The 1,514-nt window shown below is 60.7% G+C and carries 1 protein-coding gene; it reads left to right on the top strand.

What is annotated here, in order from left to right:
* A partial coding sequence (locus E3O67_RS11745) for an RNA polymerase sigma factor RpoD/SigA (RefSeq protein ID WP_135102775.1) occupies positions 1-610 on the top strand: 610 nt, incomplete at its 5' end.
* Positions 611-1,514 lie beyond the last annotated feature (904 nt).

The following is a 1,514-nucleotide window of genomic DNA, read 5'->3' as shown; positions in this document are numbered from 1 at the left end:
GGACGGCAACATCGGCCTCGTCCGCGCGGTCGAAAAGTTCGACTTCACAACCGGCTACAAGTTCTCAACCTATGCCACGTGGACGATCCGCCAAGCCATCCACCGCGGCATAGCTGACAAGTCCCGCCTGATCCGGATCCCCGTCCACACCGCCGAGGAGCTCAACAAGATCAAGCGCATCCGCCGGGACCTTGCGAGTTCCCTCGGGCGGGAACCCACTGTCAAGGATCTCGTGGCTGCCACCCAGCTCCCGGCAAAGGAAGTGTCCCGGTTGCTCGACTATGACCGCGAACCCATTTCCTTGGATATGCCGATCGGTGATGGCGTGGGTGACATCTCCGAACTCATCCAAGACTGCGACCTGCCTGAGCCCGAGGAATACGCGACCCTCACCCTGCGCCGGGCCGATATCAACTTTCAACTCCGTCGGTTGTCGCCCCGGGAACAGGCAATCTTAACTGCCCGGTTCGGACTCGACGGCGACGAGCCGCACACCCTCGAGCAGGTCGCCGCCCTCCAAGGCGTCACTCGGGAACGCGTCAGACAAATTGAGAAACGCGCCCTCGCGCTCCTGCGGGTACCCCGACTCGAACATTACCTCTACGACTAACCTGGCGAGGAAGCGCAACCCCGAGGTCGGTTTCCGGTCCTGATGGGCAGCCCCGCACATCCGAGGTTGCTGCGAGTCGTCGGGGTGCTCGTTGGTTCAGGATGTCCACCAAAACTGCTGCTTCACTCATGTCGGGTTCATTGGTGACGGTCAGCAAGGTCAGACGACGGTCGATGGCCACAACCTCTAAGCGCTTGGCGCGTCGCCCCGGAAATCATCCTCGCTTCCAGCCTCCTCGTACATCCTGTCGGCACGGACACCCGGCTTCTTCTCATCGATGGACAGCCTCGACATTGGGACGCCGGGGTGCAGCTTGGCCGATATGACGCGGCCGGATTAGTGTTCCGTCCAGCATCCCAGGATGGCANGTCCAGCATCCCAGGATGGCAGTAGCTACTTGATACGAGAATGCGGTTCGGGTGACGCCATGCGGCCCGACCTTATCCGTCAATTTACTGGCGTCAACTTGTAACGTCATGTTGTCTTTGACAAAGACGACCACGCCGTCTGTGGTTTCGTAAGCAGGTAATCCCAGATTCGCGAGTCCTTCAATGGGTTGGACTGGGGCAAGGGTTTCTTGCATTGTGTCGAAGTAGCTGCGGGCGGCCGCTGCGTCCGAGGATTCCTGCACCGAGATCACGAATTCTCCATCCGTCAGATGGTATTTGCAGGTGTATTGGCGTGTGATCCAGCTGTCGACGGAGTGTGGCGGGGTGGCGAGAGCCAGCGCACGTGTGATGTTGTCGCGTGTTTCGGTGCCACAAATCATCTGTGATGCTGCGGACGGTCCTGCCCCACCGCTGCCTGCCGAGCTCGACTGCGGAATCGGGGAGGCCGATGTGCCTGGCATGGACATTCCGGGCGCCATTGTGTTTACGGCGCCGGAGGAGGTGGTGGCGCATCC

The organism is Cryobacterium sp. TMT3-29-2 (assembly GCF_004564305.1).
Lineage (GTDB): Bacteria > Actinomycetota > Actinomycetes > Actinomycetales > Microbacteriaceae > Cryobacterium > Cryobacterium sinapicolor.
Note: the sequence above shows the minus strand (reverse complement) of the source record. Positions and strands in the feature narration are given on the sequence as shown.